Consider the following 24112-nt stretch of genomic DNA (forward strand, 5'->3'; position numbering starts at 1 on the left):
GGTCTGTTTCTAAAAAGCGTCATATGATGCGACCTCTTTGAACGGCGGCCTACATGGTATGCATGTCTGAAAAGGAACCCTGCGTGTGAGAGTGAAGGCCAACTGGAAATGAGCGACAGCGAAAACAAAGAGCAATTGTCTTTCGAGGACGATAAAGGCGCGTCGCGGTCGGCGTGGATTGCCGCGGCTTTGGTTGTCGCCATCGTCTGCTGGATGGGCAGCGGGTATATCCTGCCCTCGGGTGACGAAGACGCAGGGCAAGCTGAAACTGCCCCCGCCAAGCCGGTTGCCGTAGCGGTTGAAAAGTCGACGCCTCAACAGGTCACGATATCCTTTCAGGCGGAAGGGCAGGCGCAACCTGACCGCGATACGTCGATCCGCGCCGAGGCGTCAGGCGACGTCGTGGATGTCTTGGTGATGGAGGGGGAAGAGGTCGAGGGCGGCGCGGTGATTGCTCGGCTTTCTGCGACGGGAGCGCAGGCGGATCTTACGCGGGGGCGCGAAGAATTCGCCCGTGCGGACCGAGAGTTCAAGAACGCAACCGAGCTATTGAACAGAGGGGTGGCGACTGCCGATCGGGTCAGCCAAGCACGCGCCACGCTTGCCGCCGCCGAGGCATCCGTGACCGCAGCGCAAGAGGCGATAGAGGCACTTGTTATCACGGCCCCGTTTACCGGACGTGTCGAAGAGCTGTCACTTGATGCGGGTGAGTTTATTCAGGCGGGTGCCGAAGTCGGGCGCATCGTTGATAATCGGCCGCTGACAGTTGCGTTGCAAGTGCCACAACAGGCGCTTGGTCAGATCAAAAGCGGCCAGACGGCGACGGTGAATTTCATCACCGGAGAAGAGCGTGAAGGCACGGTGAGCTTTGTCAGCACGGCTGCAAATGCCGAAACCCGCACGTTCCTCACCAAGATCACAGTGCCGAACGAAGACGGTGCCATTCCCGCCGGTATTTCCGCCGAAATTCTGATCCCGACCGGTTCGACAAGCGCGCATTTCGTGCAGCCCTCGACGATATCGCTGAGCCCAGAGGGGCGCTTGGGCGTCAAAACCGTTAATGAGAATGATATGGTCGTGTTCACCCCTATTCGCATCGTGCGGGCAGAGATCGATGGCCTGTATGTAAGCGGCCTGTCGGACGCGGTGCGGATCATCACTGTTGGTCAGGGGTTCGTGAACGAAGGCGAAGAGGTGGCACCGTCGTTACAGACCAAGGCGGATGACGGTGAGGAAAACAGCACCCCTCAAGATGGGCAGCCCGCGCTTCCCATTCCCGATAGTGACGCGGCAAGCGACGAAGGGCAGCGGGAATGAATACGATTATTGACGCCGCATTCTCGCGTGGCCGGGTCGTTCTGATGGTGCTTCTGATGCTCTTGGGCGTAGGCGCGGTCGCCTATGTCGCCATCCCCAAAGAAGCCAACCCCGAGGTGCCTTTACCGCTTGTTTACGTCTCCACGGGCCTTGAAGGGATCAGCCCGTCGGATGCCGAACGCCTGCTGATCGAGCCGATGGAATCCGAATTCGCCGCGATTGCCGGGCTTGAGAAGATCCAAAGCAACGCATCCGAAGGCTATGCAAACGTCCAGCTTGAATTCACCCCCGGCGGAGACATCGACGAAGCGCTGCGCAAAGTCCGGGAAGCCGCAGACAGGGTCGAGGGAGATTTGCCCGAAGACGCCTATGACCTCACGGTGACAGAGATCAACACCGCGCTCTTCCCGATTATCACCGCGCTCATTTCGGGGCCGGTGCCAGAGCGAACGCTGAACGCTATCGCCGATGACGCGCAAGAAGCCATCGAAGGGCTGTCCGGCGTTCTGGAGGTCGAGATTGGCGGCGCGCGGGACGAATTCCTTGAGGTACTGATCGACCCGACGGTTTTCCAAACCTACAACCTGAGCTTTGATGAGCTGATCGGCCAGCTTCAACGGAACAACCGTTTGATTGCGGCGGGGGCCATCGAGACGGGGGGCGGGCGCATCGTGCTCAAGGTGCCGGGCCTGATCGAGGACCTGCAAGACGTCATGGAAATTCCGGTAAAGGTGCGCGGAAATACGGTGGTGACATTCGAGGACGTCGCAACCGTCCGCCGCACCTTCCAAGATCCGACGGGCTACGCACGCATTGACGGGCAACCGGCACTTGCGCTGGAGGTGAAAAAGCGGTCCGGGGCGAATATCATCGAAACAGTCGCGGCCACGCGTGCTGCGCTGGAAGAGCTGCGCAAGGATTGGCCCGAAAGCATCGAGGTAACCTACCTGCAAGATCAATCCGAGCAGGTAGAGACGTTGCTGAGCGACCTGGAGGCAAACGTCATTGCAGCGGTTTTGCTTGTGATGATCGTCATCGTGGCTGCCCTTGGTCTTCGGTCGGCTATCCTTGTCGGTCTTGCCATTCCGGGGGCGTTTCTGGTGGGGGTAACGGCCCTTTGGGCGATGGGGTTCACGATGAATATCGTGGTTCTCTTTTCGCTGATTTTGGTCGTCGGGATGCTGGTCGATGGGGCCATCGTAACGGTCGAGCTGGCGGACCGTCGTCTGCAAGAGGGGGATGATGCGCAAACGGCCTATGCCTATGCCGCAAAGCGCATGGCCTGGCCGATCATCGCCTCAACCGCCACGACATTAAGCGTGTTCTTTCCGCTGCTGTTCTGGACCGGCATGGTCGGCGAGTTCATGAAGTTCCTGCCCATTACCGTGATCCTGACCCTTTTCGCGTCCCTTTTCATGGCGCTCATCTTCATCCCGGTACTGGGTGGCCTCATCGGCAAACGCCAGCCGCAAAATGCGGCGGCCAAACGTGCGCTAAGCGAAGCTGAAAAAGGTGACCCACGGCGCATTGGCGGGCTGACCGGAGCTTATGTGCGTCTGTTGGAATGGGCAATCCTCAGACCCGGCGCGACGGCGTTGCTGGCGCTTGCCATGCTGCTTGGCAGCTTTGGTCTATACGGGCAGTTCGGCACCGGCCTGTCGTTCTTCCCCTCGGTAGAGCCTGAGTTCATGCAGGTGCAGGTGCTTGCCCGTGACAACTTCTCTATCTACGAACGTGACGCGTTGGTGCGCAGGGTCGAGCAGCGATTGATGGGCTATGACGAAGTAGCCACCGTCTATGCCCGATCCACGATGAGCGCAGGGCAAGGCAGCGAAGAAACCATCGGTACGATACAGCTTGAGCTCACCGAATGGGACAGGCGGCGCGCGGCAGAAGCCATCGGCACCGATATCCGGCGGGATGTCGCAGACATTGCGGGTATTGATGTTCAGGTTCAGACCGAAAGCGGCGGACCCACCGCTGGCAAGCCGATCAACCTTCAGATCGCGGCACGCAATCCGGCGGTGCAGGGTGATGCTGTCGCGCAGGTCCTGTCCATCATGGAGCAGATCGGCGGCTTCACGGATGTGACCGACACGCTGCCGCTGCCGGGGGTAGAGGTGTCCATCCGCGTGAACCGGGCGGAAGCCGCGCGATATGGTGCTGATGTCAGTCTTTTGGGGCAGGCCGTTCAGCTGCTGACCCAAGGCATCGCCGTCGCGGATTACCGGCCCGAGGACGCGGACGGGGAGCTGGATATCCGCGTACGTTTCCCGGCCGAGGAACGGTCTTTGTCAGAGCTTGGAAACCTGCGCGTTCCCACCTCTGCCGGATTGGTGCCGATCTCCAACTTTGTCACCTTCGAGCCGGTTGAACGGACGGGCACGATCACACGCGTCGATGAAAAGCGCGTCGTGACGATAGAGGCAAATGTCGCACCCGGTTTGTTGGTCAACGATCAGGTGATGGCTTTGCAACAAGCCCTGGACGCCGCGGATTTGCCCGACGGGGTCAGCTATAGCTTCGCCGGCGAGGCGCAGGACCAGACCGAAGCGATGGTGTTCCTTGTTGGCGCCTTCGTGTCCGCGATTGTCTTGATGCTGGTGATCCTGGTTCTTCAGTTCAACAGCTTCTACCAAGCCTTCGTCGTGATGAGCGCGATCATCTTCTCGGTCGCGGGTGTTCTGCTTGGCTTGATCGTCACGGGGCGCCCCTTTGGCGTTGTGATGGGGGGCATCGGGATTATCGCGTTGGCGGGCATCGTGGTGAACAACAACATTGTTCTGATTGATACCTACAATGATCTACGATCCTCTGGCATGCACCCGCGCGAGGCCGCCTTGCGCACAGGCGCACAACGCTTGCGGCCTGTTCTTCTGACATCGATTACCACGGCGCTTGGCCTGATGCCGATGGTGCTGGGGGCCAACCTGAATTTTTTCACGCGCGAAATCGTCTTTGGCGCGCCATCGACCCAATACTGGACCGAACTGTCGAGCGCTATTGTAGGCGGGCTGGTCGTCGCGACCCTTCTGACCCTCATCCTGACACCCGCCATGCTGATGTTTGGACAAAAGCGAAGCCTGCAAGGGGACGAGGCGACGCCAGCGGAACGGCCGAGGAGAGCGTGGTTGTCGAGCTTATTCAGACGTAAACGTGCAGACCCTCAACGCTGACCAGGCGTGCGGTTAACATCCTTCGATTGGAAAGCCTGCGCGTTTACCAAGCATATGAGAGCAACATCCCAGAATAGTCAGGCCGAGACGCGCTTTAGCCCAGATCTTCCGATCTATGTCGGTGAGCGAGGTCAGGAATTATAAAGACCGCTACCTTTGATTTCGATGGCACCCGCATTCGCTTGACGTCAGCACCGCGTATGACCGACTGGCCCGTGAGGGTAATATGATCAGCGCCATCATCCGCGAGATGGCGGCGTAAAATGCCGTACACAGGGGTAATACGCGTTTCTATATCTCTGAAAAAAGCCCTTTTCCGAACCAAATAAGAAGAAGGGCCCCGGCAATCCATGGACCAAACGCGAGGCGCTCTTGGCGCCCGTGGCCCGAGAGCACTGCGTATCCAAGGGCACCCAGAGCCGACAGGAGCACGACCCAAGGCAAGGCGAAAACCCCAACCCATGCACCCGCTGCCGACAGTAGCTTTGCATCACCCAAGCCCAACCCTTCCTGCCCACGGCTGCGGAAATAGACCGCTCCGATCAGCCAGAATACCACATAGCCAATGATAGCGCCCCAGATCGCCTCTGTCGGGAGGGCACGCTGCGCGAGGGCATTCGTTACCAGTCCGACGCAGATCAGCGGAAGCGTATAGCGATCCGGCAGGCGGTGTTGGCGCAGATCAATACGAACAAGCTGACCCAAAATCGGAATCAGAATGAGGGATGACAGGATGAACACAGGCATTCGCGCATAAGACACGGCAGGCAGCGAAAACGCCAGTGTGCCTAGGTTCCATCTAAATGAGATATTCTATCATAAACTGTGAAACTTTCTCGGCGGCAGCACGTGGTGTGAACGGCGGAGCAATACTCGGCCACGGTAGCGACGGCATAGTGTTGTCGCGGGCGGCGTAAAAGTCGTCCACTTTTGCCCTTTCGGATTTCGGGAGGGCTTGGGGATATACACCGTGGACTTGTATTTGAAGGTGCGTCACGCTCATTTCCAGGATGGATTGAGCGGGCGTCAGATTGCCCGGGATTTTGGGATCAGCCGGGACAGTGTTGCGAAGATGTTGGCCTATTCGGAACCGCCTGGATATCGGCGGACAGCGCCGATCAGGCGCCCGAAGCTGGATGCGTTCACCAGCCAGATGGACCAATGGCTTGCTGAAGACAGGAGCCGCCCTCGCAAGCAGCGTCACACCGCCAAGCGTATTTTCGAGCGGTTGCGGGACGAGTGCGGTTTTGATGGCAGCTACACCATCGTCAAGGATTACGTTCGAGACCGGAAGCGGACCGGCAAGGAGATGTTCGTGCCGCTGAGCCATCCGCCCGGTCATGCACAGGCCGATTTTGGTGAAGCGCTTGTCGTGATCGGCGGCGTCGAGCAGAAGGCACACTTCTTTGCCCTCGATCTGCCGCACAGCGACGCATGCTACATCCGGGCCTATCCTGCGGCCAATACCGAGGCGTGGCTTGACGGCCATGTCCATGCCTTTGCGTTCTTCGGCGCGGTTCCCCAGTCGGTTCTTTATGACAATGACCGCTGCCTGGTAGCCCGGATTCTGCCGGATGGCTCCCGGCAAAGAACCCAGCGGTTCAGCGCGATGTTGTCGCATTACGTGATTCGGGACCGCTATGGCCGTCCCGGCAAGGGCAATGACAAAGGGGCCGTGGAGGGGCTGGTCGGCTACGGACGTCGCAACTTCATGGTGCCGATCCCGTCCTTTCCGGACTGGCACGCGTTCAACGCTCACCTGGAAGAGCAGTGCCGCAAGCGCCAGGGTGATGTTCTGCGTGGCCACAAGGTCAGCATCAGGGAACGGCTGAAGGCCGATCTCGCGGCGATGCGGGATTTGCCCGGCACCCCCTTTGAGGCTTGTGAGTTGCAAAGTGGCCAGGTCACATCGACATCGGTGGTGCGTTATCGCGGCAATGATTACTCGGTGCCGGTTGCCTACGGCCACCGTGCGGTCTGGATCAAGGGCTTCGTGACCCGGGTTGTTATCGGCTGCGGCGCCGAGGTGATCGCTGAGCATTCGCGCTCCTATGACACCGGCGACATGGTGTTTGATCCACTGCATTACCTGGCGCTGATCGAACGCAAGATCATGTCCTTCGATCAGGCCGCGCCTCTGCAGGGCTGGGAGTTGCCCGAAGCGTTCAAAACCCTGCGCCGACTGCTGGAAGCCCGGCAGGGAAAGGCCGGCAAGCGCGAGTATGTGCAGGTCCTGCGCCTTCTGGAGCGCTTCGAGATTGACGTGCTGCATCTTGCCGTCAAAGATGCCCTGCGAATGGGAGCGGTCAGCTTCGATGCAATCAAGCACCTGATCTTGTGCAGGGTCGAGCAAAGGCCTCCGAGGCTGGATCTGGATGTCTATCCCTTCCTGCCCAGAACCAACATCACCACCACCTCCGCCGCATCCTACATGAGCCTGCTGGCAGGAGGTGGGGCATGACGGATGCACCCGAACTGCTGCTGGCCCACCATCTCAAAACGCTTCGGCTGCCCACGTTCTTGCATGAACATGACAAGCAGGCCCGTATCTGCGCCGCTGAAGGCGTAGATCACGTGCGTTACCTGGCCCGGCTGACCGAGCTGGAACTGATCGACCGGGAACGGCGCATGGTGGAACGCCGGATCAAGGCCGCAAAGTTTTCGACCATCAAAAGCCTGGACAGCTTCGACTTCAAGGCGATCCCGTCGCTCAACAAGATGATGGTGCTGGAGCTGGCGCGCTGCGAATGGATCGAACGCAAGGAGAATGTGATCGCGCTCGGTCCCTCCGGCACCGGCAAGACCCATGTCGCCCTCGGGCTGGGACTGGCTGCCTGCCAGAAAGGATTGCCTGTCGCCTTCGTGACCGCCGCAGCCCTCGTGCACGAGATGATGGAGGCCCGCGACGAAAAACGCCTCCTGCAACTCCAGCGCAAACTCGCCAAGGTCAAACTGCTGATCATCGACGAGCTGGGATTCGTCCCCTTGAGCAAAACCGGCGCCGAGCTTCTGTTCGAGCTGATCTCACAGCGCTACGAGCGAGGGTCGACCCTGATCACAAGCAACCTGCCCTTCGAGGAGTGGACCGAAACCTTCAGCACCGAACGCCTGACCGGCGCGCTGCTGGACCGGCTGACACACCACGTCAACATCCTCGAGATGAACGGCGAAAGCTACCGCCTCAATCAAAGCCGCGCCCGCCTCGCCGCCGCTAACAAATGAACCTCACAGAATTGGCCTGACGGCCAATGCGCCTTGGACCGGGCTTGCTATATGAGGGCCGCACGCTCCAAGGCGCTCGCCCCAAACTGGCCGACTTTTGCTCCGCCACAATGGCCGAATTTTACTCCGCCGTTGACACTCCCTAGTGCCTGCAGAAGCATCTGGGGCGCTGGGATCCATAAATTGGCCTTGGTCTTGCCCTGGCGGACGCTGATCGCCTCTCCGTCGAAGTCTGACCACTTCATCTTGAGCACGTCGCCGATCCGCTGCCCGGTGCCCAGCAGGAGCTCGAACAGCAGGCGGGTGCGCGGCTCAGCCTTCTCTCTGGCGGCGTCGATCATCTCGGTCGGCCAAGGCAAGCGCTCTTTCTTGTCGTTTGACCTCGGAGACGCCCTTCGCCCGGTTGCCGCCAGTGGGCAGCAGGCCAAAGTCGATCGCCTTCTCCATCACGATTTTGAGGATCCGCAAGCGATAGTTGGCTTTGTGCGGGCTTTTCTTGGCCCATGTATCCCGCCACTTGATGACGTGGTACCGCTCTATCGCCTTGGGCTGCAGGTGTCCGATCTTGTCCTGAAGAAAGTCTAGGTGCTGCCGGTAGTCAGCCTTCGTTCGCGGCGCAAGGTTCGCAAAGTCGTCAGACCGCTCGTAGCGCTCGATCACGTGAGTGACTGTCTTACCCTCAGCCACCGGCATGGGGGCGTTCAGCATGCGCTCACGTTCCTGGTGCAGGGCAAAGGGGACAGGGTCGCCCGCGGGGAACTGGGTCTGGAGCGGGATCTCCACGATCTTCGCGCCGTAGCGTTTTCGGAAGAACAGCTTACCGTCCCGCTTGCGCCTATGGATGTAGGAGGGGAGGTCGCGTCCCTTCATTCAGTCATGTCCACAAGGTCAGCTGGGTTCGACGATTTGTCATGGCCTGCAATCTCTACCTCGATCCCACCACCTGGCAAAATCGTTGCCTTGCCGATTTGGCGGCCGAGCTTCTGTTCCAACGTCGACACATAGAGAGCGACGCGGGCAGGAGACAAGATGGTAGTGCCCGAAGTCGGTTTGACGTGTGCGTTCATCGTGCTGCACTCCGGTACTGGCCGGGTCGCAGTCGCAGAGGCTTCGCATTAACGTCGACTATCTCGATGCAACTTGTACCGTATTCACGCGACATAACGTATCCGGTTTCCCGCTCGTGGGAGGGGGATCTGGTAAAGATTACCTCGTCGCCTACTTCGGGGAAGTGAAACGGGAAGCGAGAGTTCACGGAGGCGCTCGTCTGCGTATCGACATTCGGTGCCGCTTCAACCGTTTGCTCAGAGTGGGCAGAGGGCTTGGGTTTCGATGTGTCCATTCTGATATGTCCGCTCTTCGAGTGATGGAGGATATCTCGCCAACCGAATGGATTGGTTGCACCTAAGCTGCGCTGAGACCTTAGGTGCAACCAAGGTGCGGCATGGGCCACGCTAGTTGCAAGCCTGCCTATAAGTTTGGGAAAAACTGCGAATTTGTCAACTTTTTCGAACGCAAAAGCGGTAGCCTTGGGAAAAGAGCCAATCCGGATTGAGTTGCGCAATCCGGATTGACCTAGTGCTTCACAGGGAAGGGGTGCCCCCGAGCGGGAGTTAATGCTCGAGGGCCGATGGGAAATTGCGACACTGTTGCGGAGTGCAATTCCACTCATGAGTGTGACAGATCGTAATGGCATGTCAACATTCCTTGCAGCTGTGGCGTCATTCGCAGACGCCTTCGATATCCAGTTCCATGAGCCCCTGTTCAGTGAGATGTGCTCTGCGATCGGGCTTTTCACCAGAGACCTGAAGCAATCCAGCCCGCACCAGCAGCTGCATTGTGCTGTCGGCGTGGCGCTTCTTGTAGGTTGGGTTCATAGCAGTCCAAACGATATCCAGTGGGTTGCGCGAGGGCATTTCGATAAGCCCGCCGTAGTTCAGTGATCGGTGGGCATCTATCAGCGCCGCCAGTTGCTGCTCTGTCAGTTTCCGGGTGCTCATAGTGCCTTGCCCCGTTGCAGCTGCGCTAAGCGTGTCTGGTTCACACTGTGGCCGCGAGCCGCCATCAGCGTCGACCATGCAAGGCGGCGCAGAAGGGGGCGGTCGTGGACTTCCTCAGGGTAGGCCGCGACCGACATCGCATCGGCTAGCTGGGCAGGCGGGGGAACCGCCAGAGGAAATTGGATTACCCGCGGGCAAATATGTTTGCACGACTTGTCCGCGGGCAGGATGCCGGTGCTTCCAACACCGACATCCAATCCATCCCGAAAAAACAAAGGAAATACGGGATGAAACTCAGCTGTGAACTCAAGCTCCCTGGAGCGTGGAAAAAATTTAAGGAGGTTCGGCGAATGCTGACCATCATGTACGACAACCCCGGTCTCACCATCTTTTTGGCAGTGTGCTTGATAGTCATGGCACTGTGCCTGCTGGCTGCTTACGCAATCTACCGGCTTGGTTAGGCCTTGGGCTGATGGGGTGGGTCCGGTGTAGGTTAGCATGTCTTCCTCCAATATCACTGGAGGTTTGATAATACGAAAAAATTGTACACATCAATTCAATAATTCAAAAAAATCGTATTATTTGAAAATTCACCTATACACCGTGGCGCTTGGCGATGAGAATAAAACGTGAACATTTGGGGGAATCGGGTTGCTTGTGCGGTTAGTCGCTAGGGTTGGGTTGGCGTTGGGTATCAATCTAAACTGGATATTTGCGCCGATAACGTGGGCTATAGTTAGTCGAGCTCAGCCAAAATCGCTTCACGCACGTCGGCTGGAAGTCTCGCTGGATCACCGCCGAGAATGAAGTTGTAGTCGACCATGAATGCTTTGAGGTAAAAGGTCATGAGCTTCACAGAAGGAGATCCTGCTTTCTCCTGGGAGATGAATGTCGTGTATTTAATGCCAGCGCTGGCTGCCAGCTGCTTGCTGGTCATACCCGTCATCTTTCTGGTTGCGACCAGACGGTGATGGATCGCTTCAGGCGATGTATCGCCAGCGCGGGTGAGTTTTTCTTGTTCAATGTAATCCATAGGTCTGATTACGCCCTGATACGAAAAAATTGCACTTTCCATCGACTGAACGGTTGATTGTACGAAAAACTCGTACTACGCTTAGTGTATGGAAACACCGACGCGAGCGTTCATTTTGGCCTTGGGTGGCTATCAAGCTGTTGCCCGATCTCTGCATAAGAGGTCGACTACGGTTCATACCGCCATGCAAAGCGGTACTTTTCCTGCCTCTTGGTATGACGCGCTTTGTCGAATGGCGATCGATGCGTCTTTGGAAGAACCGCCACGCTCGATGTTCTCCTTTCTGCAGATTGAGGAGGACGCGGCATGAGCTGGTCACCTTCAGTTTACCACCCTGTTTATCGCGGAGGGGTGTTTGAGAGGCTCGACGGTGAATACTGTCTCGCAGCCACTGCAGATCTTAGTGTTGTTCCCTTGCAGAAAAGACTTTCTCTTGTTGGCCATGCAGTTCGGACAAATGAAATGCTCTGGTTCTCCCATGTCGTGGCCTTCTTTCAGCCGATACATGATGCTGCCGGCAGGAGTATTCCAAAGTTCATAGCGGTCGAAGTCAGGCTGCTTTGTCTTCGATGCCGCAAGCGAAGCGGCAAGTATCGACAACCGTTGTATCAGCGTCGCGTTCGCGACCTGGATGCTAGCCACCTGTGCCAGCAATTCGCTAGCGGCGAGTTTGATTTCTGAAGCTGGGATGTCTTCCACTGTTTTCGACAGCTGTTTGATTTCGACGAGGGTTTCAGTTGCCCGCTTCGCAGACGTGCCAGTGTCTTCCGCGAGTTCAATCGCGTCTCTGATGGATTGGAATTCGATATCCACAGTCTTCCCCAAGTTGATTCGTTTCCGAATGTTACCTCCAAAGGGAGTTTCGCGACATGAGTGCGTTGCCGGTGACCTGCCCCCCGCGAAATCCCTCACCATGATGTAGAGTCTGCCCAACCCTGAAGGAGTAGACGAATGCGGAAGAGCCGTTTTACCGAGGCGCAGATTATTGGGATGATCAAGGAGCAAGAGGCAGGCATGCCGACGGCGGAGGTGTGCCGCAGGCACGGGCTCAGCCCGGCAACGTTCTACAAGCTGAAGTCCAAGTATGGCGGCATGGAGGTGTCGGAGGCCTCGAGGCTGAAGGCCCTGGAGGACGAGAACGCCAAGCTGAAGCGGCTTCTGGCCGATACGATGCTGGACAATGTGGTTCTGAAGGATCTTCTGGGAAAGAACTGACGACGCTGACCAAGCGGCGAGAGGCGGCGCTCAGGGCGCTGCGGGATCACGGCATCTCGCAGCGCCGGGCCTGTCGGCTTGTCGGTGTCGACCCAAAGACAGTCCGGCGCGAACGCCCGCCGGACTGCCCTGAGATCCGCAAGGAGATGCAGGAGATCGCTGGAAAGCGGCGCCGGTTCGGCTATCCCGCTGCCCGGCAGGGCATCACGAAGTGATGTCCCGAGAGGGGGCGGATTGGCGTGTTGCTTGAGCGCAAGGGCATGAGAATGAACCACAAGAAACTGTATCGGCTCTACCGGGAAGAAGGGTTGTCAGTGAAGCGGCGGCGCGGCCGCAAGCGGGCCCGTGGAACGCGCTCCCCGATGCCGGTGGCTACGTATCCCAATGCGCGCTGGTCTCTGGACTTCCTGGCTGACAGCTTCGGCCCATCCCGAAAATTCCGCATCCTGGCAGTGATAGACGATTGCAGCCGCGAAAACCTGTGCCTGATTGCTGACACCAGCATCTCCGGCGCGCGTGTTGCGCGTGAGCTGGATGCGCTGGTGCGGATCTACGGTAAACCCGGATGCATAGTCAGCGACAACGTCCTATGTCGGGAAAATCTGGCTGCTTAGGTCAGCAGGTCATGGGACATCCGGAGCACCGGATGCCCTGTTACGTTTGCCCAGACGGGCTCTGCCATCAAGAAATGATCTCTTCCATAGCAAACACAGGGTACGCGCGCTGGCGGCTCTCACCGTCCTTAAGACGAGATCATCGGGTCGCAAACACAGAAGGCCTGAACATTATCTACGAGGTCAGTTACCTGCCTCCACGGCACCTACAGAGAAAGGTCCTTCTGCGATCGATCACCCCTCAAAGAAGGGGCGATAGGGCTCGCCATGTTTAATGATCCCGTGAACTGTGAGGGCCATTCACCGCCCGACAGGGTATTGCGCAGCAATGTCCCGAAAGGGTGGCGGCGATTGCGGTATACGCCTTTCGGCGCAAATGTGAGTTGTGGCGGTCCTTGGCAATGTAGCGCTCGAACTTATCCCGGAAGCTGTTGGTGCGCTGCAGAATGGCAACCTGACCAGCCATCCATAGGGTGCGGCGCAAACGGGCATTCCCGTATTTTGACAGCTTGGTTTGGCCCCGGAATGTGCCCGACTGAATGGTTGCCAAGTCCATGCCGCAGAACTTCAAGAACTGCCGATGATGTCCAAAACGGCGCAAGTCGCCAGCTTCTGCGAGGATGGTCAAAGCGTTGATCGGGCCGATCCCAGGTATTGATGTCAGCAACTGATAGTCAGGTAGATCCTTGAGAAGCGCGACGGCGCGATCTTCAATTTGATTACGTTGCGCAATGAGACTGCGGCCTTCTCCAAGGACCAAGCGGAACATTCTGATCGCATCAGAATCTGGGGCAACCGGCAACCCCACTGAAGACTTAGCTGTCTCGTAAATATCTGCAAGCAAACGCTCTTTCGCGACCTTGCGCCCAATGACATCCCAAGCATCAGTGGTGAAAGCGGCTTTGCCCATTGCTGCGATCAAATGTGGTGATGGATAACGCTCAAGGAATGCAAAGAACCAATCACTGCGTGAGCTGCGGTAAAACCGACCCGCTTCAGGGAAGTACAGCGGCAGATAATGGGTCAACACCCGGTGCCAAAGTTCAGTCTTCGACTTGGAGACGATATCGTGGGTTTTGGACAGCTCTTGAATGTCATTCGTGCCGCATACCAGAGGGTCGTGGTAATATTGCTCGTTTCCGATCTCCATCATATGCAGGATCACTTGCGCATCCTTTGGGTCATTCTTATCCCAGCTGTTGTTGAGGGCTTCCCGCGTCCGCGCCAAAGCCACTGAGGACACCAGCTTTATCTCAAAGCCAGCAGTTGCCAGATAGTACGCCAAGGCACGGTGATAAGTGCCTGTCGCCTCAAAGGCCACACGAACTGGGCGTCCGTATCCCTTAAGTGCGGTGGCGAGGCGGTTGAAGTCGGCGAATTCGTTCAAAACTGTTAAGCGACGTCGCCGTTTCTGATCTGGAATAGCGATCAAAACTTCATGCCGGGCCTTGGCGATGTCGATAGCCACCAAAACAGGGGCATCTTGTGCAACAATAATCTTGGTCATAGTTGGTCTCCTTTGCGGTGTGGTTTGTGCAAAACCACTGTAGGGACCCGAGACCCGGCTATGACCACCTGCTGCGCTATCTGGAGGCTGCGCAGGCGGCCATAGCCTCTCAATCAGCTTCATTCCAAAGGTGTTACGGGACAGAGTTCACGAGCCGGGCCATTCTGAGGTGGGCCGATCAGAACGCAATTCCGTGGCACTATATCGACCCAGGGAAGCCGCAGCAGAACGCCTTTATCGAGTCATTCAACGGCAGCCTGCGTGACGAACTGCTGAACGAGGAGATATTTGACACCCTGGACGACGCCCGTCGGAAGCTGGCGCTCTGGCGTTACGATTACAACACCGTCAGGCCACACTCATCGCTCGGGAACAAAACACCGGTCGAAGCGCGCCCGACGCTTGAGCAATTTGAGGGCTCCGCGCCCGGCGCGCTTGCCCAGCACGAAACCGACGACTATCAAGACCAAACCCGCAGACTCTCGTCATGAGCGAGGGACCAGCGGGGGGCAGGTCAGTACGGAAACTTTGGCTCGCGCCATGACCATCATCGAAACAGCCAAGCTAAAGCATTTCTAATTTAACCTGAGGCATATCCGGCAGCCTGAAAGTAGTTTGAACACTCCTGCGGGGAGTACATTGCGCAGATATCGCCAAGGGCTTCGAACACCGAGGTGAATGATCGCGCACTGATGCGTCTAAGGTGGGACTTCAATTTGGAGAAAGCCAACTCAATCGGGTTCAGATCTGGCGAATATGGCGGCAGATAGAGGAACCAGCATCCGTGAGCCTTGAGCGCCGCAGCGGCTTCTTTGTTGTGATGGGTCGCGAGATTGTCGAGAACGACTGCCGTGCCTGGCGCGATCTCAGGGATCAGGACCTTCTGCACATAGGCCGCGAAGGCAGGACCATCCATCGCGCCATTGATCACCCAAGGTGCGATCAGAGCCTCATGTGTCAGCCCCGCAATCAGGGTTTGGGTTCCCCAACTGCCGAAGGGCGCATCCATCGTCAGGCGTTCGCCACGCGGAGCCCAACCGCGCAGCCGGGTGAGGTTCGTTTTGACCGCTGTTTCATCAAGAAAGACAACGCTTTCCGGCATCCGCGCAATGGCTGGCAAACGGTGTGTGAACCAGTCCTCACGTCGTCGCCTCACCTTGGCACGGTGACGTTCGGTAGCGACCAGTGACTTTTTTTGTGTGTAAATCCGAGGCGCTTTAGCAGATGCCCGATAGCAGAGTGCTGGACTTGCAATCCGGTTGCATCAGCAAGCGCATCACGCAACTCAAATAGTGTGATATCAGGGTCTTGGGTGATCAACTCTTCGAAAAAACTAACATGGGGTGCCAATTTCCCTGACCCTTTTGGACGACCCTGTACGGCAGGATCAGCCCGGCCCGTCGTTTGGATCTGATGCCGCCATCGGGCGCCCGTTGCTGGCGATAGCTTCAAGCGCGCTGCCGCCGCTCGCCCGCTTAGCCCTTCCTCAATATATTTCTGAAACCGCGCCCGAAGCGCTGATGGCAAAGGTGCTGACATAGTTCATCCTCCCAAACAGGATGAATCACAATCAGACCAGTTTGGGAATCCCCAGCGATTCAGGTTTTCTTCGAAACGCTTTAAACGGCCTCGATCCACAGGCCTATCTCGCGGACGTTCTCGACCGTATCCACGACCACAAAATCAAAAAGCTGGACGAATTGCTGCCGTGGAACTGGAAGGCGCGACACCCTGAAGCAAGCAGTCAGGCCACATAAACCGCGGTGCCAATGGCTTGGTTACCGCGGATCTGCGAACTGATCGCAGGAAACTCTTCGTTGAAAGTTGCAACTGCAGCGATCTTGAGGGCCCGAACGGCACTGCGTAGCGAACTTTCTGCCTACGAGCGCCGAGTCCCCATGATCGTACATTAGGACGATGCCTGTAGACTAATGATGACGATGCCAGGCGTCGGCACCGTGGTCGCCCAAACGGTCCGGTCAGTGATTGATGATCCAAGTCGTTTCCGCTCGTCGCGCGATATCGGCCCATGGGCAAGTCTGACGCCGCGAAGAGAGCAGTCTGTGAAGTCAATCGTCACAGTTGGGGACTCACTATCAAGCTCAAAAGCCCTCCCCCTACCATGCGCGAGCTAGGTGTAACCAACCGCAAAAACTTGCGACAGATCTCATTGCTCCGATTGCAATCAAGCTTCGCTGAGTAGGCGGGACAATATGCGTGCCTCGTGGTCCTGACCTCCGAAGAAGATCGCGAGAATGCGGACACGGTGTTGATGATCATCCACATCGAAATAGAGGACGGCGCGGCCCTTCGTAACGTTACGAATGCGCTTGCCGAGATGTGGACGGCGCGTCCCCTGATAGGGTGCCCCGCCCAGGCTGCGCATGGCAATTTCTATCTCGATCAATCTTTGCTCCGCGAGGTTGAAGGCCCGTTGTCCATCTTCTCCGAGCTCTTGCGCTGACTTGATGAGAAAATCAAAGATTAGGTCAAGGTCGTAATCGACGCCGTCGCCGCGAACGACGTCAAAGACCATGTTTGGTTTTCTTACGCGCTATCATGTCTTGGGTCCGTTGCTCACCCTCAACAAGCGACACGAAAGTGCCGTTCTGACGCTTGGTGAGAAGCTCACGCAGAGCTTCAGTCGCTTGTGATTGCTCTCTCAGGAGTTCAAGCCCCTGCTGCACGACTGCGCTCAGGGTAGCATAACGCCCTTGGGACACGAGATCGCGCGCGTAAGCCTCTTGGGCCTCGCTGATGGATACAGACGCTTTTACGCTCATTAGAGTCGCCTCATCTAGATGCTACTCAGTAGTATATACCCCCGGAGACCCATTGTCGAGAGGGTTAAGCAAACTGCCCTTCCAAAGAGCCATTGTTCTCGTAGCTATCAATCGGGCTTAGTTCGAGTGCCTTTCCAGACGGTTGCGATTGCGGGTTCGTCGGGGCGTACGATGTTTGAAGCTGAGTGCCCGAAGCCATCCGCGCGCAAGTCGTCCGCTGTCCGGCCCGGCGCGATGGCGCGCAGGTCGTCGTGGAACCACCTCGTAAAACCACGTACAGTGCGTAGCCAGAATAAATGGCGAACGATAAGCCGCCGACTAATTTTCGTACTGTACCTTTAATCGCCATACTGTGACCTTTATCACCGCACGGTCCGATCTGTGGATAACTGAGCGCGGGATTGATACTCGCCGTCAGATACCGTCATGTGTTTAAGTTCAGAATTTTGAAGTGCGGTTGGTTCTCGCTAACGCGATCTGAACAATGCAGGATGGACACCTTCCGGCGACTGCTCTCGCAGAAGTTTGCGAGAGCAGTTATTGGTTTTTTTAAACGTAAACCTCCGGCGGTGGCCGTCTGATCTCAAGCTCAATCCGATGGTAAGTCCGAGCTTATGTCCGACTTTATCAATCGTGCTCAAATCGAAGTACTTTCCGCAGCCGATGGTGAACGCCGCCGGCATTGGTCGGATGATGACAAACTGCGCATTGTGGAAGAAAGCTTCATTGGCCACCGCCAAGCGACAGTCACGGCGCGGCGGCATGGCATTTGCCGGTCGCTGCTGACCACTTGGCGGCGGCAGTTTCGTAACGGAGAGCTTGGGTCTTCTCGTCCGGTATCTTTCGCGCCGGTGACTGTGTCGAAGGAAACGCCCGTGTCACGAGCTAATCCAGTCAACTCCTGTTCACCTTCGGACTGTCAGGTAGAGATTGCCCTTCCGAATGGGCGTCGGCTCATCGTGCCGGTGGACGTCGAGACCGAAGCCCTTGCCCGGATTTTGGCAGTGGTGGACCGGCAATGATCGCGTTTCCGGCGGGTGTGAAGGTGTGGATTGCAGGCGGCGTCACCGATATGCGGCGAGGCATGAACACGTTGGCGCTGCAGGTGCAGGAAGGGATCGGCCGCGATCCCCACGCGGGCGAGATCTTTTGCTTCCGGGGCCGTAAGGGCGATTTGGTCAAGATCTTGTGGCATGATGGCGTGGGCATGTCGCTCTATCTAAAGCGCCTGGAAGCGGGCAAGTTCATCTGGCCAGTGAGCCGGTCCGGCGAAGCAGTGCAGATCTCGTCAGCGCAGTTGGGCTATCTTCTGGAGGGCATCGACTGGCGCAACCCGTGCTGGACACAACGCCCTGCAAAGGCTGGTTAATTCGCGCCATAAAGCCTGTTTTTATTGGTGCTTCGCGGCTTCGGCTGGTAAATATTGGTCATGTCTGACGCCGCCTCTGAACTCGCTAAATTACGCGCTGCCCTGGCCGCCGCAGAGGCCCGTGCGCAGGTTGCGGAAAGCGAGCTGGCGCAGGCCCGCGCGGTTGTCTCCTGCTCCGAGGCGATGATCCAAGAGCTCAAGCTTGAGATCGCCAAACTGCGCCGTGACAAATACGGTATCTCATCAGAACGACGCGCCCGGCTGATCGATCAACTGGAATTGCAGCTTGAGGAACTGGAAGCGGCGGCTACCGAGGATGCCTTAGTCGCAGATCAAGCAAGCGAGAAAGCCAGCACTGTGCGCGCCTTCACACGCCGCCATCCGGGGCGCAAACCGTTCCCCGATCACTTGCCGCGCGAGCGGGTTGTCGTCGAAGCACCTGCCGTTTGCACCTGCTGTGGCTCGGACCGGATCGTAAAGATGGGTGAAGATGTCACCGAGACGCTGGAGGTGATCCCGCGTCAGTGGAAGGTGATCCAGACTGTGCGTGAGAAGTTCACTTGCCGGGCCTGCGAGAAGATCAGCCAGCCGCCGGCCCCGTTCCATGCGATCCCGCGCGGATGGGCCGGACCCAGCCTGATCGCCATGCTTGTCTTCGAAAAATACGGACAGCACCAACCCCTGAACCGGCAGGCAGAGCGCTTTGCCCGTGAAGGCGTTGATCTGAGCCTCTCCACCCTGGCAGACCTGGTCAGGCACGCGACTGTCGCCCTGCAGCCGATCCATGCCCTGATCGAGGCCCACGTGCGTGCCGCTCACCGCCTACATGGGGATGACACGACCGTGCCGCTTCTGGCACGGGGTGGCGCGAAAAAAGCTCGTCTGTGGACCTATGTCCGTGATGACCGCCCCTGGAATGGCGGCGCACCGCCGGCCGCGTTCTTCCGCTTCTCCCGAGATCGTGGCGCAACCAATCCCAATCAGCATCAGGCAGAATGGCAAGGGGTGCTGCAAGCGGACGCCTATGGTGGATACAACGACCTCTATCGAGAGGACCGAGACGCGGGGCCCGTGACCAGCGCGCTGTGTTGGTCGCATGCGCGCCGGAAGTTCTTCGAGCTGGCCGACATCGCGGGCAACGTCCGCAAGGGCAAACCCGCCCATCAGATCTCGCCAGTCGCCCTGGAAGCGGTGAAACGGATCGACGCCATCTTCGACATCGAGCGCGAGATAAATGGGCTGGATGCTGATGCCCGGCTCGTCGCCCGCCAGAACCTGTCCCGTCCCCTGGTAAACGGCCTCCACGACTGGCTGCAGGAAGAGCGCGCGAAACTGTCCAGACACAACAAGGTGGCCAAGGCGATCAACTACATGTTTGAGAAGCATGGCCGTTGGAAGGCCTTCACGGCATTCCTCGATGACGGGCGTATCTGTCTGACAAATAATGCGGCCGAACGCGCCTTACGTGGCGTAGCTTTGGGCAGAAAGTCATGGCTCTTTGCAGGGTCCGAGCGCGGCGGTGAACGGGCTGCCGCCATGTATACCCTTATCGTCACCGGCAAAATGAACGACATCGGTCCGCAGGCCTGGCTCGCCGATGTTCTCGCCCGGCTGCCCGACTTGCCCGTCTCGCGCGTACATGAGCTTCTGCCTTGGAACTGGAAAGCTTTATCCCTTCCACAAGCAGCGTAACCATGCAGCTGAACAAGGTGTATTCCGTCAAGACAATCGACCGCGTCGCTGTCGAACTGGGCGAAACCGTTGATCGGATCTTTGATCTCGCCATCGGTATCGAAACCGAAGATGGTATAATCTGGGTCTACGGTCCCGGCGACGACGGTGTCATCGCATTCAATCCATTCGGGATCGAAAACCTGCAAGAGCTCATCGAAATGGACCGTGATCGCGACCGATGACCTCGCCGCGGCCTACGCCGGATGCTTACTTTTAAACGAACTTCGTGTTTTTGAAGAGTGCTTCAACACATCCGGTAAGGGGCTTGAGAGCGGCCCGCATTCCGTAATTCCCAAACATTAGGCCCTTGGCTTTTTTGGCGCCCAGGGCTCCTATCAAAGGTCATGCGACTTTTACTCCGACCGCATTAAAATCCACAACGAACTTAAAGGCGCCAAGGCCTTCGCAGGCATCGGAAAAACCTGCAAGACAGATCTCAATGTCTTGTTTGAACTGAGCCAAATTCATTTTTGAGGGCTGTTCGTGGAGAATAAGCTTGAACCTGGACGGTGTGTCATTCCCATCGTCCATCATCTGTGCATCGTAAAATAGGGTAAAATCGCGGAATAGAAGTGTGTGCAGTTGTTTCCCTGGCCAGCAGGAATAGTGGAATAGCATACAAACAATATGCAGGTTCATCATGCTTACAGCATTCTGCGCCTTGCGGCATTTTTCAGCTGCCTCCATGGTGGGAAAGTTAATGACATGCCCACGACACTGGTCGTTCTCCTGAAAAAAGTAGGCCGCAACCTCCGACATTGCATAGCCGCCTTCACCATACAGCTTGTACGCTATGTCAATTCCCAAAAGCGTACCATCATCTGTAACTGACGGACAATTAATGTATTCCTTCGCCAGAAAACGCAATGCGTCGACGAGGGGCTGAGGAAAAGAGGCTGGTTTCAGAACGATCGGTGTCAAATTAGTCATTGTTGTTCTCCATTTAACGGGCGGGGTTGATTGTGCCCATGAAAAGAAGATTGGAACGTTTATTTTAAGACAGAAACACTGAACGATAATTTGTGAAATTTTTTAGAAAAAGGCTCGATCCGGGGGGGGCAGGGCTGTATTCTGGTTCATACCTGCTCTTTGTGACATTGTTTGCACGCCGAAGACCTGGCGTGCGCGGAGCACTGCGTACGCCGCGCCGCTCGCTCCACCGATAAGATATCGGTTATAGGCCTGTTGGCTGATGCCAAGGGCTCTGGCAAATCCGTAAGCAGTACCCAGCCCAGCAGAAATCGCTGGCATCATCATGTTCTCCTAAATTGTCCGAACGAGAAAGTGCGTTGCGACAATGAAGCCTCTGGCCATAAGCACCATCATGAACAAGGGGATGGGGGTGTTGTCACGTTAATGGGCTTGAGGTTGCTGGTTCATTTCAATGTGGACGGAATAGAACGATAGAGGAACGTTCTTGCAGGACTTTGAGGTATCACGGGTTTGACCGGCAAGGCGAGGTACAAGGGTCGCGGAAGATGGACAGAGGCTTAGGTCTCATCTTGCGAGTGTCATTCGGCTGCCCCCCGTGGCGCGATATCATCATACTGTTCTTCGGTAGAAGGAGACCTTGAGCCTGTCATCCAGTTGCCCAAGGCGGTCGAAATCTCCGACATTCCGGGTCACAATCAGGCATCCAAGACGGGATGCCTGCGCCGCCAGGATCGCGTCGTTCTGCGTCTTCCTGCGGTTTTCCCCGTTATAACCGAGAACGCGCGCCATGCAGCCCGCAAGCACCATTCCTCGCATGGTGTCCTCATGCGTCAAATCAAAGATCCTGTGGGCGTCGATGCTCGTCAGAAGGGTTCGGAGCTCGCGCGTAGCATCGGATGTGCGAGGGTCGTTTGGGTCGAGCCGACCGAAAAGAAAGGCCAACTCGCCGAGAACAACGGGGGAGTGGTAAATCGCCCGCGCCCGAATGCGCTCCTCGATGTCATATGGAAGTCTACCTTGAAGCTGATCCAGGATCACGCATGTGTCGAGCATGATCCGTTCGCCGCCAACCGACGCATCGGCCAGAAACGAGAGATTACTGTCGGCACGCAAGGGCAGATCGGCTTTGCCGAGGGCGACCCGGCAGCGCCGTAGCAGTTCGTCGATTTCCATGCAGCGTCAGGCTTCCAGATAGAGGGTGGGGTCGATCTTTCCGCGCGCGGCGGTGAATGCATCCGCGAAGCCGTCCTCGATCACGATATTTGCGAGCGCGAACTCCAAGAGCTGGCTGTCAGACATTGCCCCGGCGCGGGCGCGCGCAAGCTCGAGGAGTTTCGGGTTGATCCGACCGGTCACCCGCGCACCCTTGTCACGCGACAGGCCCATTTCTTCGATCTGACTCAGAACTGCCTCAAGGCGGGCTCTGGAAGCCTCTGACTGCCGAAAGGTCTCTGTTTTTGCCATGACATCCTCCATTGATCAAAGTGTTCTACAAATACAATAAATTGTCAAACATTGCAAGATGCAAGGATCCTACCTGTATCTCACGTATACCCAAATTGAGGGGTAACTCATACTCACAGCGGCCGATCAACTGACAACACATTCTTTAGATTTAATCGGTCTGACTGGCGGACGTCTTCTTTGATTTTTCAATAAGCCTCAACACCGCCGCTGGATCGTTCGGGCGATCCCGTCCGCTGGTTTTTACGATCCGGTGGATATAATAAAGACCTGCAGCAGACCCGACGACCGATACGACTGATAGAAAAACTTCGAAATATGACATTTTTCGGCTCCTCGGCTGTATCGTAATTCAAATATAGTAGCACGGGTCAATGACCTCGTTAACTGCCAGCTAAAGGCGTCGGGTCAAATCCGATCCTACCAGCACCAAGAGACCTGCACACCAGCCTGCACCCGCGCCCAATTTTGAAATTGGCTCTTCCCCGAGACGGCACACAGCCCCAGTTTGCACACCGGCGGGCAATTGGCCCGCCGGTGCGTTTGTTCAAGCTGCCAGACTTTCAGCTAGGTCGGGAAGAACAGCTTCAGGGGCCCAAGCGGCAGTGAGTGCGGTGACGAAGTCCAGGAGAAATTTTTCGGCTTGGGCTCTGTTCGCAAACGGCTGACCGGTGCCTTTGTCAAGGACGAGAAGATGGCCGTCAGGCGCGTCGTGAAGGACAATGTCGGCATTCCAACCACCGTTAACTGGGTAAAGAACGGCCGCCTGAATATTTTCCGGATGCCAGTGTGGCAGGCCCCGACGCAGCGCAGGGGACTCTTCATGGAAAGTGGCGGGAAGGGCATCGACGTGGGTCCTGCGCTGCGCCATTTTGTGCAAACGACGTAAGCGATCCATGCCGTCAAAAAGCTGCTGATCAGTATATACATGTGTGGTCATAGATGTGGTCATAGAGTTTTTCCTTGAGGTCTTGGTTGGCTCACATCGCTCAGGCAAATGAGGGCATAGCTGAAGCGATGTGAGGGTAGGGCGGCTTTAGGTGCGCAACGCCGAGGGTGTCTGCGCATATGCGAGGAGCCGGGCTATCATCTCTACCCCTGCCCAAACGGCTTCCCCGTAGGTGGGATGAGGCAAGGCGTCCGGGGTGCCCAAGACATCCGGAGATCCATAGTAGGCCGAAGATTCTGGCAGCGGTGAGTGCAGCAGAAGATCAGCGACCCATCCGCCATCACGTCGAGTAACGATTAAGGCTCGAAAGTTCTGCGGGGCTAGGTGATGCACTACCTTGTCTAGCCGGGCACCGAAGGGCAGCTGGCCGGTTAGGCCTTTTCTCTTAAATACATCAAGTAGTTCAGCGAGTTGGGATTCGCCTTCAGCGATTTCGATTTGAGTGAAGCGATCAGTGTTCATTCGGAGTTCCTTTTGGATGTACGCCAGTTTCAATGGCGAAGAGGGTTTTTGAGGTTGGGGTTTCTGCTGGTTTTGAGTAGCAACCGGCTCGTCATCCCCTGCCTCGCCAGCAGGGCAGGGGTGACGCGGCGATGCCGCGAATAGAGTCTTTATTTTTTTGGAATTTTTGGGTGCGCTGCTTGGTGAGCTGTCACCATTGATCGAGCTGTTTGGCAGCGAGACTCTGAGCCTTCGTGCGCAAAGCAGGCAGATTTTCCGTCGCTTAGGTTTCGGGGTCCGCCGGAAGGGACGTGCCAAAAGCTAATCTGGAGCTGCGTTCCTGCGTGGACCTTCA

27 protein-coding genes and 4 pseudogenes are annotated in these 24112 nt (G+C 57.1%); 13 read left to right on the forward strand and 18 right to left on the reverse strand.

Annotated features, from left to right (window positions below):
* Nucleotides 1-108: 108 nt before the first annotated feature.
* Together C1J04_RS15460 and C1J04_RS15465 are read left to right on the forward strand one after the other, a co-directional pair.
* Entirely contained in the window at nt 109-1317 is a 1209-nt protein-coding gene (locus C1J04_RS15460; RefSeq protein WP_114865493.1) for an efflux RND transporter periplasmic adaptor subunit, read from the forward strand.
* Nucleotides 1314-4493, forward strand: a complete 3180-nt coding sequence (locus tag C1J04_RS15465; protein WP_114865494.1) for an efflux RND transporter permease subunit — start codon at nt 1314-1316, stop codon at nt 4491-4493. Before C1J04_RS15460 ends, C1J04_RS15465 begins: the two co-directional genes overlap by 4 nt.
* A 291-nt stretch (nt 4494-4784) precedes the next feature.
* Here the strand turns inward: C1J04_RS15465 and C1J04_RS15470 are convergent, their stop codons facing one another.
* Nucleotides 4785-5234, reverse strand: coding sequence for a prepilin peptidase (locus tag C1J04_RS15470; protein ID WP_162797841.1), 450 nt, complete (start codon nt 5232-5234; stop codon nt 4785-4787).
* 220 nt (nt 5235-5454) lie between these two features.
* On the opposite strand from C1J04_RS15470, the gene istA reads away from it, so the two are divergent.
* Both istA and istB read left to right on the forward strand, forming a co-directional pair.
* Nucleotides 5455-6954 carry an IS21 family transposase gene (istA, locus tag C1J04_RS15475; RefSeq protein WP_114865400.1) on the forward strand — a complete coding sequence of 500 codons (1500 nt, stop codon included), beginning with the start codon at nt 5455-5457 and terminating at the stop codon, nt 6952-6954.
* Nucleotides 6951-7715: an IS21-like element helper ATPase IstB gene (gene istB, locus C1J04_RS15480; RefSeq protein ID WP_114865258.1), complete on the forward strand. Its 765-nt coding sequence runs from the start codon at nt 6951-6953 to the stop codon at nt 7713-7715. The genes istA and istB overlap by 4 nt, the downstream gene beginning before the upstream one ends.
* 47 nt (nt 7716-7762) lie before the next feature.
* On the opposite strand, the gene C1J04_RS15485 is transcribed toward istB, so the two are convergent.
* From C1J04_RS15485 to C1J04_RS15500, 4 genes are all read right to left on the reverse strand, one after another.
* Complete coding sequence (locus C1J04_RS15485; RefSeq protein WP_114865496.1) at nt 7763-8056, reverse strand: tyrosine-type recombinase/integrase; 294 nt, start codon at nt 8054-8056, stop codon at nt 7763-7765.
* On the reverse strand, nt 8028-8585 hold the full coding sequence (locus C1J04_RS15490) for a hypothetical protein (RefSeq protein ID WP_114865497.1): 558 nt from the start codon (nt 8583-8585) through the stop codon (nt 8028-8030). Before C1J04_RS15490 ends, C1J04_RS15485 begins: the two co-directional genes overlap by 29 nt.
* On the reverse strand, nt 8582-8782 hold the full coding sequence (locus tag C1J04_RS15495; protein WP_114865498.1) for a hypothetical protein: 201 nt from the start codon (nt 8780-8782) through the stop codon (nt 8582-8584). The genes C1J04_RS15490 and C1J04_RS15495 overlap by 4 nt, the downstream gene beginning before the upstream one ends.
* A gap of 654 nt (nt 8783-9436) precedes the next feature.
* Entirely contained in the window at nt 9437-9715 is a 279-nt protein-coding gene (locus C1J04_RS15500; protein ID WP_114865499.1) for a hypothetical protein, read from the reverse strand.
* A gap of 200 nt (nt 9716-9915) precedes the next feature.
* Here C1J04_RS15500 and C1J04_RS15505 point away from each other — a divergent pair, with 200 nt between their 5' ends.
* Nucleotides 9916-10176 carry a hypothetical protein gene (locus C1J04_RS15505; RefSeq protein WP_114865500.1) on the forward strand — a complete coding sequence of 87 codons (261 nt, stop codon included), beginning with the start codon at nt 9916-9918 and terminating at the stop codon, nt 10174-10176.
* A gap of 275 nt (nt 10177-10451) precedes the next feature.
* On the opposite strand, the gene C1J04_RS15510 is transcribed toward C1J04_RS15505, so the two are convergent.
* Complete coding sequence (locus C1J04_RS15510; protein WP_074634633.1) at nt 10452-10748, reverse strand: helix-turn-helix domain-containing protein; 297 nt, start codon at nt 10746-10748, stop codon at nt 10452-10454.
* Between the two features lie 321 nt (nt 10749-11069).
* The gene (locus C1J04_RS15515; protein ID WP_162797842.1) at nt 11070-11561 is read right to left on the reverse strand and encodes a hypothetical protein; all 492 of its coding nucleotides are present in this window, start codon (nt 11559-11561) and stop codon (nt 11070-11072) included.
* 138 nt (nt 11562-11699) lie between these two features.
* Here C1J04_RS15515 and C1J04_RS15520 point away from each other — a divergent pair.
* Nucleotides 11700-12547 (forward strand): annotated as a pseudogene (locus tag C1J04_RS15520) (transposase); the annotation flags it as partial.
* Between the two features lie 264 nt (nt 12548-12811).
* Here C1J04_RS15520 and C1J04_RS15525 read toward each other — a convergent pair.
* Nucleotides 12812-14084, reverse strand: a pseudogene (locus C1J04_RS15525) (IS110 family transposase).
* A 137-nt stretch (nt 14085-14221) separates the two neighbouring features.
* Between C1J04_RS15525 and C1J04_RS15530 the strand changes: the two are divergent.
* Nucleotides 14222-14575, forward strand: a pseudogene (locus C1J04_RS15530) (integrase core domain-containing protein); the annotation flags it as partial.
* Between the two features lie 89 nt (nt 14576-14664).
* Here the strand turns inward: C1J04_RS15530 and C1J04_RS15535 are convergent.
* Both C1J04_RS15535 and C1J04_RS19785 read right to left on the reverse strand, forming a co-directional pair.
* On the reverse strand, nt 14665-15240 hold the full coding sequence (locus tag C1J04_RS15535) for an IS630 family transposase (protein ID WP_162797836.1): 576 nt from the start codon (nt 15238-15240) through the stop codon (nt 14665-14667).
* Nucleotides 15237-15623, reverse strand: a complete 387-nt coding sequence (locus C1J04_RS19785) for a helix-turn-helix domain-containing protein (protein ID WP_368074075.1) — start codon at nt 15621-15623, stop codon at nt 15237-15239. Before C1J04_RS19785 ends, C1J04_RS15535 begins: the two co-directional genes overlap by 4 nt.
* 80 nt (nt 15624-15703) lie before the next feature.
* Here C1J04_RS19785 and C1J04_RS15540 point away from each other — a divergent pair.
* Nucleotides 15704-15841, forward strand: a pseudogene (locus C1J04_RS15540) (transposase domain-containing protein); the annotation flags it as partial.
* A 177-nt stretch (nt 15842-16018) separates the two neighbouring features.
* Nucleotides 16019-16219: a transposase gene (locus tag C1J04_RS15545; RefSeq protein WP_302667117.1), complete on the forward strand. Its 201-nt coding sequence runs from the start codon at nt 16019-16021 to the stop codon at nt 16217-16219.
* Between the two features lie 50 nt (nt 16220-16269).
* On the opposite strand, the gene C1J04_RS19595 is transcribed toward C1J04_RS15545, so the two are convergent.
* Both C1J04_RS19595 and C1J04_RS15555 read right to left on the reverse strand, forming a co-directional pair.
* A complete protein-coding gene (locus C1J04_RS19595) occupies nt 16270-16620 on the reverse strand; it encodes a type II toxin-antitoxin system RelE/ParE family toxin (protein ID WP_254693878.1) in 351 nt (116 codons plus the stop codon).
* Complete coding sequence (locus tag C1J04_RS15555) at nt 16610-16867, reverse strand: ribbon-helix-helix domain-containing protein (protein WP_114865503.1); 258 nt, start codon at nt 16865-16867, stop codon at nt 16610-16612. The genes C1J04_RS19595 and C1J04_RS15555 overlap by 11 nt, the downstream gene beginning before the upstream one ends.
* A gap of 614 nt (nt 16868-17481) precedes the next feature.
* Between C1J04_RS15555 and tnpA the strand changes: the two genes are divergently transcribed.
* From tnpA to C1J04_RS15575, 4 genes are read left to right on the forward strand one after another with little or no spacing between them, the layout of a single operon-like run.
* Entirely contained in the window at nt 17482-17889 is a 408-nt protein-coding gene (gene tnpA, locus C1J04_RS15560) for an IS66-like element accessory protein TnpA (RefSeq protein WP_114865504.1), read from the forward strand.
* Complete coding sequence (gene tnpB / locus C1J04_RS15565) at nt 17886-18236, forward strand: IS66 family insertion sequence element accessory protein TnpB (protein ID WP_114865505.1); 351 nt, start codon at nt 17886-17888, stop codon at nt 18234-18236. Before tnpA ends, tnpB begins: the two co-directional genes overlap by 4 nt.
* A gap of 60 nt (nt 18237-18296) precedes the next feature.
* Nucleotides 18297-19928 carry an IS66 family transposase gene (gene tnpC, locus C1J04_RS15570; protein ID WP_114865506.1) on the forward strand — a complete coding sequence of 544 codons (1632 nt, stop codon included), beginning with the start codon at nt 18297-18299 and terminating at the stop codon, nt 19926-19928.
* A 2-nt stretch (nt 19929-19930) separates the two neighbouring features.
* Nucleotides 19931-20152, forward strand: a complete 222-nt coding sequence (locus C1J04_RS15575; protein WP_114865507.1) for a hypothetical protein — start codon at nt 19931-19933, stop codon at nt 20150-20152.
* A 160-nt stretch (nt 20153-20312) separates the two neighbouring features.
* On the opposite strand, the gene C1J04_RS15580 is transcribed toward C1J04_RS15575, so the two are convergent.
* The 6 genes from C1J04_RS15580 to C1J04_RS15605 all read right to left on the reverse strand — a co-directional run bounded on the left by C1J04_RS15580 (nt 20313) and on the right by C1J04_RS15605 (nt 23778).
* Nucleotides 20313-20900, reverse strand: coding sequence for a hypothetical protein (locus tag C1J04_RS15580; RefSeq protein WP_114865508.1), 588 nt, complete (start codon nt 20898-20900; stop codon nt 20313-20315).
* Nucleotides 20901-21512: 612 nt separating this feature from the next.
* Nucleotides 21513-22076, reverse strand: coding sequence for a type II toxin-antitoxin system VapC family toxin (locus tag C1J04_RS15590; RefSeq protein WP_114865509.1), 564 nt, complete (start codon nt 22074-22076; stop codon nt 21513-21515).
* 6 nt (nt 22077-22082) lie between these two features.
* Complete coding sequence (locus C1J04_RS15595) at nt 22083-22379, reverse strand: hypothetical protein (protein ID WP_114865510.1); 297 nt, start codon at nt 22377-22379, stop codon at nt 22083-22085.
* A 139-nt stretch (nt 22380-22518) separates the two neighbouring features.
* Nucleotides 22519-22692: a hypothetical protein gene (locus C1J04_RS19355; RefSeq protein ID WP_162797844.1), complete on the reverse strand. Its 174-nt coding sequence runs from the start codon at nt 22690-22692 to the stop codon at nt 22519-22521.
* A 222-nt stretch (nt 22693-22914) separates the two neighbouring features.
* A complete protein-coding gene (locus C1J04_RS15600) occupies nt 22915-23319 on the reverse strand; it encodes a hypothetical protein (RefSeq protein ID WP_114865511.1) in 405 nt (134 codons plus the stop codon).
* 84 nt (nt 23320-23403) lie between these two features.
* The gene (locus tag C1J04_RS15605; RefSeq protein WP_114865512.1) at nt 23404-23778 is read right to left on the reverse strand and encodes a hypothetical protein; all 375 of its coding nucleotides are present in this window, start codon (nt 23776-23778) and stop codon (nt 23404-23406) included.
* Between the last annotated feature and the right edge of the window lie 334 nt (nt 23779-24112).

Source organism: Sulfitobacter sp. SK025 (assembly GCF_003352105.1).
GTDB classification, from domain to species: Bacteria; Pseudomonadota; Alphaproteobacteria; order Rhodobacterales; family Rhodobacteraceae; genus Sulfitobacter; species Sulfitobacter pontiacus.